The 7,447-nt window shown below is 35.5% G+C and carries 3 protein-coding genes and 2 pseudogenes; 3 read left to right on the top strand and 2 right to left on the bottom strand.

What is annotated here, in order from left to right; translation table 11 throughout:
- Together ACOI1C_RS21955 and ACOI1C_RS21950 are read left to right on the top strand one after the other, a co-directional pair.
- Nucleotides 1–184: pseudogene (locus ACOI1C_RS21955) on the top strand (8-oxo-dGTP diphosphatase MutT); the annotation flags it as partial.
- A 562-nt stretch (nucleotides 185–746) separates the two neighbouring features.
- Nucleotides 747–3,899, top strand: a complete 3,153-nt coding sequence (locus ACOI1C_RS21950) for a DUF3427 domain-containing protein (protein ID WP_422512759.1) — start codon at nucleotides 747–749, stop codon at nucleotides 3,897–3,899.
- Nucleotides 3,900–4,260: 361 nt separating this feature from the next.
- On the opposite strand, the gene ACOI1C_RS21945 is transcribed toward ACOI1C_RS21950, so the two are convergent.
- Nucleotides 4,261–5,562 carry an MFS transporter gene (locus ACOI1C_RS21945; protein WP_422512757.1) on the bottom strand — a complete coding sequence of 434 codons (1,302 nt, stop codon included), beginning with the start codon at nucleotides 5,560–5,562 and terminating at the stop codon, nucleotides 4,261–4,263.
- Nucleotides 5,563–5,686: 124 nt separating this feature from the next.
- Here ACOI1C_RS21945 and ACOI1C_RS21940 point away from each other — a divergent pair, with 124 nt between their 5' ends.
- Nucleotides 5,687–6,925, top strand: coding sequence for a helix-turn-helix domain-containing protein (locus ACOI1C_RS21940; RefSeq protein WP_422512761.1), 1,239 nt, complete (start codon nucleotides 5,687–5,689; stop codon nucleotides 6,923–6,925).
- Nucleotides 6,926–7,039: 114 nt separating this feature from the next.
- On the opposite strand, the pseudogene ACOI1C_RS21935 reads toward ACOI1C_RS21940, so the two are convergent.
- Nucleotides 7,040–7,447 (bottom strand): annotated as a pseudogene (locus ACOI1C_RS21935) (resolvase); the annotation flags it as partial.

Below are 7,447 nucleotides of genomic sequence, written 5' to 3'. Positions count from 1 at the left end.
AGGGAAGCATGGGGACGGTTCTCATGCTTCTTTGACGACGTTTTATTGTATTTTAGTTGAGGGAAGGCCTGTTTTGACGGAGCATGTTGCTATTAAGTGGTTAGCTGGTAGTGAGCTGGCTTCGCTAGATTGGGCTCCTGCTGATATTCCGGCGATTCAGAAGATTGTAAACGAACATGTGTAATGATAGACAGAAGAAGCTATTCACAGGAAAGTGAATTTCTTCTTCTGTTGGTGTAATATTATCCATTTTTCTTTATCAAAAAGGGAAGTAAATGAAAGGTCTGTTCTGCTTCCAATGTATCACCCACGCAAATAAAGATGATTATTTAAATGCGGGAATCATTCATAATTTATGAAATGTTCCTTCAGGACATAAGATGGAAGATATGCCAACAGAATATTCAGCGATCCCTTGGAGAACAACTAATTGGATAATAAAAAACTTTGAATCAGTGCCACTAGATGAAATAAAGGCGTACCTTCAAGCAGAGTTTTCCAACTATTATACTTATGATTCTAATCAAAAAAGTAATTTCCGAAGATTAGTATCATTGTATGACCTTTTTATGTATAAAAAATAACTACATGGAGGGTTCATATGATTATATGAATTCCATGTAGTTATTGTGTTAACTATATTATATTCAAATTATAATAAAAAGGTCTCTTAGTCAACAAAATATAAAATTAACTTTCAAGCGTGCTACAGGTGATGTCGATAAAATAACTCTAAGGAGTCCGTGATGTTAAAACAAGGTATTTATGAAGAAATCATTAACCAAAAACTGAAAAGTGAGCTTGAATCGTTAGAAAATGATGCTTTTGACATAGAAAAAGAGAAATTAGATGTTGAAGAAGCAAGAAAGATGTTATCTACCTATATTTCACACATAACTAGAAAAGCCCTTAATTATGTTAGAGATCAAGAGAAACATGATGATGTCGCGTTAGTCGAACAAATCAAAACGTGTAATGAAATCATCTCTTTGTTGAGTGAAAGGTTAGATGATGAAGAGTTTAAGAGCTTACGTATAGAGGAGGAAGGAGAAGTCCTAACCTCTATTTATTCTCGAATTAATTCGATTAGAAGCATACATAAAGGGGAAACAATAAGACCGATTACTCCTATTTCACAAAGCTCTTTATTTACTGGTTCCAATTATGAACCAAATATGTTGGGAGAGTTGAAAAAAGAGATTTTAACTTCAGATAAGATTGACATGCTTGTTTCGTTTATTAAATGGAGCGGGTTAAGATGCATCATCGAAGAGTTAGAAACTTTTACTGGTAGAGGTGGAACACTTAGAGTGATCACAACATCCTACATGGAAGCCACGGATTACAAAGCCATAGAGGAATTAGGCAAATTAGCGAATACTGAGATCAAGGTTTCTTATGATGTGGAACGAACACGACTTCATGCGAAAGCTTATTTGTTCAAAAGAGAGACTGGGTTCAGCACAGCCTACATAGGTTCATCCAATCTATCGAACCCTGCCTTGACCTCAGGGCTCGAATGGAATCTAAAAGTAACAGAAAAAGATTCCTTTGATATTGTTCGTAAGTTTGAAGCGACCTTTGAAAGCTATTGGAATGATAGCGAATTTAAACCTTTCAATTATGAGGATCCAGAGGACCGAGAGCTTCTACTACTAGCATTAACTAAGAAAAAACAGAAAGAGGAAAATACCTTTCATTTCGCTTTTGATATTAGGCCCTTTCACTATCAAAAGGAAATCCTTGAAAAACTCCAAGTAGAACGAGAAGTATTTGGTAGAATGAAAAATCTTGTCGTTGCGGCAACAGGTGTAGGTAAAACGGTTATTTCTGCTTTTGATTTTAAGAGGTTCTTTCTGAGCCAAAAAAATCGAGCGAGATTATTATTTGTTGCCCATAGAGAAGAAATCTTGAAACAAAGTAGGGATACCTTTCGTGCCATTTTAAAGGATGCGAACTTTGGCGAACTACTTGTAGGGAATCACCAGCCAGCTTCGATTGACCATTTGTTTGTGAGTATTCAAAGCTTTAATAGTAAAAAGCTACATGAAACCACAACACGAGATTTTTATGATTTTATTATTGTAGATGAGTTTCATCATGCCGCTGCAGAAACATATCAAAAGTTACTTCATCATTACCAGCCTAAAATATTACTAGGGTTAACCGCAACTCCTGAACGTATGGATGGAAAAGATATTTTAACCTACTTTGATGACACCATTGCTGCAGAAATGAGACTAACGGAAGCTGTTAATCAGAAACTCTTATCCCCATTTCAATACTTTTGTGTAACTGATACCATTGACCTTTCAAAATTGAAATGGAGTCGTAAAGGCTATGATATAAGAGAATTAGAGAATGTATATACTTCAAATGATATGAGAAGCAACCAAATCATTAAAAGTATTCATAAATATGTGACGGACATACATGATGTTAAAGGTCTTGGCTTCTGTGTTTCCGTCGAACATGCCAAATATATGGCCAATTACTTTAACCAAAGCGGGATTCCTTCCATATCGTTATACGGAAATGTTAGTCATACCATTAGAAGTGAGGCACAGAGCAAACTTGTAAATGGTGAAGTGAAGTTCATTTTTGTTGTCGATCTCTATAATGAGGGAATTGATATTCCTGAGGTAAATACCGTGTTATTTTTAAGACCAACAGAGAGTTTAACCGTTTTTTTACAGCAGCTAGGAAGAGGACTACGTCTATCTGAGGGTAAGGATTGTTTAACTGTCTTAGACTTTGTTGGACAAGCTCATAAGGATTATAACTTTGAGGAGAAGTTCCGTGCCCTCATTGGAAGAACCAAGCACTCGATTGAGCATTATGTTGAGAATGGATTCTTTAATTTGCCTAAGGGTTGCTTTGTTCAACTCGAGAGACAAGCCAAGGAATATATTTTGAGGAATATTAAATCAAGTGCTAATACAAAAGGGAATTTGATTGCCAAAATGAAGTATTTTGAGCAAGACACAGGATTGACTCTAACATTATCAAACTTTCTCAAGCACTTTCAATTATCACTGTATGATTTTTACGGTAAAAGTAAAGATCGGAGCTTTGTAAGGTTAAAGGTGGAAGCAGGGGTACTAGGAGATTTTGTTTGTGAAAAAGAAAAGATCATCACAAGTAGATTGCCAAACTTGTTTCACATTAACTCAGGGAAATTGATTAAATTCTTTATCCAGTACATTGAAGAAGGAACAGTTGTTACGGAAGAGGATAAGCTTATGCTAGGAATGATGTATTATTCCTTTTATCAAAACCACCCTGAAAAGGAAGGGTTTACTTCACTAGAGGAAGGAATTCAAGAGATCATTGCAAGTACTGAGTTTAAACAGGAGATACTAGAGATCCTTAATTTCCTCTATCAATCATTGGAGACAATGGAAATAGACAATAACTTCTCCTACCCATGTCCATTGACCGTCCATAGTAAATATTCAACATCACAAGTGCTTGCAGCCTTAGGCTACTTTAATGAAGAAGCAAATCCTTCATTCCGAGAAGGAGTAAAGCACTTTAAAGAAAAGGATTTAGATATTTTCTTTACCACCCTAAATAAATCAGAGAAAGATTTTTCACCTTCAACATTGTATGATGACTACGCCATTAACGAACATTTATTTCATTGGCAAACGCAATCAAGGGTGGCTGAAGGAAGTGAAGTTGCACAACGTTATATAACCCATAAAAAGAACAAGCATCAAATTGCTATGTTTGTTAGGGAGTATAAGAAAGACCAAGGTCTAACTTCACCATTTATATTTTTAGGAAATGTTGATTATGTTAGGCATTATGGAAATAAGCCTTTAAGCTTTGTGTGGAGACTGCATGAGGAGATGCCTTCGTATTTGGTGCCTCGGGCTAATAAGAATATATTGTGATTTCTAGGTGGGAGAGGGGGATGCTTCCCCTCTTTTTATGTGTAGTATCAATCCATTATTGTGTAAACTTGAATAGAAAAATGATAGTGTATGGTACATTCAGGAAAATAAGTGCTAGGTACTTACCAGCCTAGGAATGTGAATGGCAATTTTTAAGATGGAAAGTGTCGGTTAGTAGTTAGAAATTGTTTAACACTCGGGCCAAATTGTTGAAGAAATAGTATGTTAGTAGTTTGAAATTAGTTACAGTGAACCGTATCATAAGTAAATGAGGTCTTTTCGAATAATCCAAATGTATAGCCAAAAATAAACAGTTATTGAATAGTTTGTTTATTTTTGGCTTCTTAAAACGTTTATTTTTTTATAGTACTGTTCCTGCATCAGGGAGGACTGTCTTTTTTACATCTAGCTCTGGATGTACCTTGCGGACGACACTTGGCCTTGCTAGGATAACTACCACACCAATAAGTAAAGCTGCTGAGCTAATTAGGATATACTGGCCAGGTACTACATCGTACAAGAATCCAAATAGAATCATACCTAATGGCATAAGTGCCATCGCCATTGACTCTAGGATGGAGAAAACACGTCCTTTATAATCATCATCTATCATTTTTTGCAACATGACCTGTAATGGTGTATTTACAACCACAATCATTGAACCGAAGCAGAACATGATGATGAGGTAATAGGTAAACATTGTCCAATATGACATTGAAACCATTAATGGTAATGAGATTGCACCCATGATCGCTCCTAGTGCTAGGATGCCTCGTTTTGAGACGAGAAATGGGTATTTTACTTCTTTTCTGACAGAGAAGTAAATGGATAATACAAGCATTCCAACTGCGAATGCTCCTTGTGTAAACCCAAAATGCTGTGATCCCAATTTTAATTTTTCGATTAAAATGTAGGAATAGCCTACCTCAAATGCACCAAAAAGGAAGTTAATGATTAATGAAATCCAAATCATACTCATCATGACTTGTTTTGTTTTTAAATAACGTAGCCCAGCCTTCATGCTTTGCCACATTGATTCTTTCGGATCTAATTCAGCCTCTGCCTTACGTTTTGCGAATAGATTGAAATTCATGGTTGACTCAAGAAAAACAGCTATGATTGAAGCTGCGATAAATATCACTAAAAATAGTTCCATCGAAACGGCTCCATATAATAATCCACCAACCGCTGGACTACCAATTGCGGCAAATGACATTGATATTTGATTTAAAGACATCGCCCTTTGTATACGTGCTTCGTCCACTAAGCCGGTAATGGATGATGTGAACGTTACTGAGGTAAATGAGGATGCAATTGCTAGAACACATGTCGTCGAATAGATTGCGATAAGTGACAGACCATAGGTTAAACTTACATAAAGAAGTCCACTTATTGCTAGTGTTGTAGTTATTTGTGCGATTATCACAATTTTCTTTCGTGAATATTTGTCTGCCAGATAACCTACAAAGGGTGAAATAAGTGTGCGCGGTAAAATATTACAGATTAGGTTTGTCGCAAAGCTTGTTGCAGATCCAGTTAATTGTAATATATAGAAACTCATTGCGAATGCATACACTTGTGCGCCAAATGATGAGATGAGCTTGCTAATAGTGAATGTATACAAGTGATAGGTTGCCTTTTTCAACTTTATAATTTCATCCATTTAAAACCCTCCACACTCAAAAGTTTAATTTAATTAAACAAATCGTAACACATTTATCTCTTCCATTTCAAGGGAAAGTTTAATATAATTAAACTAATTATGTTTATAGGAGTGTCTTTTGAACATGCTTGGAGAACGAATACGAAAACTGCGAAAACAAAAGAAGGTGACACTAGAGGAACTTGCTGGATCTGAGCTTACAAAAGGAATGCTCAGCCTCATTGAAAATAATAAAGCGAATCCATCAATGGAAAGCTTGGCGTATATCGCACAACGTCTCGAGGTTGATGTGTCTCAGTTATTAAATGAGGTAAGCGTGGTCGAATTAAGAGAAGTGTTAGATGAGGCGGAGAAACTATTCAATATCCGCAAGGAAAACCTAAACGAAAACCTATCAGATAAATATACAAAACTAATTCATCTTATAGAGCCGTATATCAGTAAACTGCATCAGGGATATGAAGCTGCAAGATTGTTAGAAATCTATGGGCGTAGTTTATATGGGGAAGAGAAGGAAGAATGGAAGGGTCCTATCGATTTAGCCGCAAAATTGTATGATCAGATGAACATTACACCAAAGCGAGCAAGTATCGGGATATTTCGTGGTACTGTTCATTTTATCGATCATAATTACGAAAAAGCATTGGAAGTTCTTCTTTTTGAGCGTAGTGAGATTGAGGAAAAGTTCGCCTACATTGACCCCATTACAAGATTAGATTTAGATTATCATGAAGCAATCCTTTACTTTGCTGTTGGTAATATAGCATCAGCGAAACGTGTGATGGATGATGCGATTGCCTTCTCAAAAGAAAATAAAATGTTTTATTTAATTGATGATTTGTATCGGTTAGCTGCTGCATCTGCGATGATGTCTGAAGATGTAGAACTTTTTGAATATTATTTAATGAAATTGAAGCAGTATGCTGAATTCTCAGATGATAAAGGATCTAAGTTAAGCTATCAAATTTTTAATATAGAATCACTCATTTCTGTAAAGCATGATTACAAATCAGCTCTAGAGATTATTAATCACCATTTAGAAGATCCTGAATTTACAACACCATTAAAGCAATGGTTCTTCCTTGAAAAAGGAAAAGCTTTACATGGACTTGGTGAATATGAAGAGGCAATTCATTATTTTGATGAAACAGAGATCCCTTTTTACCATCACCATCCTTTCGACTTGACACTATTTTATTTAAAGGATACGTACAAAGCACTTTGCTACGTTGAACTAGGGAATCAAAACAAAGCCTTGTCGGCAGCTAAAACAGCTGTAGAAAATTTTGAGTCACTGCCAGGTTCACCATATAAGGATTTCAGTAACAGTACGTATCACAATATTGCTGGAAAAGGTAAGTAGATATAGTAAATAGCCTGAGTAACTATAAGCCCTTTTCTTCTGGTTTATCTGATTGGATATAAACAAATATAATAGAAAAAGCATAATAAGCTAAGAGACACATTGAGTTAAAAATTAAATGTGTCTCTTTTTTATGTAATTAGAAAAGTGGTTATTGTAAATCAATACCTCATTTAGATACATCACGGAGAACCGTACCACAAATAGAGGCAAAAAAAGTTGAGGATAAGGTGGTATTTTGTCATTGGAATCAGGAGTGGAAGATGGATTTTCCTCTTTATTATCTGATTCAAGATATAGAATGTGGATTAGTGTAAACGTCTTTGAAATATCGACTTCGGAAAAGTCAAAATCGAGTTCTATTTTATCCACAGTTTGAGAACGACCGTCGGATTGTTTGATTGTTTTCTTATGTAGTAAAGGCTGAAAGAGATGTTTTTTCTTTTCTCTCGTAGACTGTTGAAATGCTTGAACATACTTTTCTAATAGATGCATAACCACTTCTGGTGGAATGATTTTCGA

Origin of the sequence: Bacillus sp. DJP31, from assembly GCF_049310945.1 — a bacterium.
Classification (GTDB): domain Bacteria; phylum Bacillota; class Bacilli; order Bacillales; family SA4; genus Bacillus_BS.
Note: the sequence above shows the minus strand (reverse complement) of the source record. Positions and strands in the feature narration are given on the sequence as shown.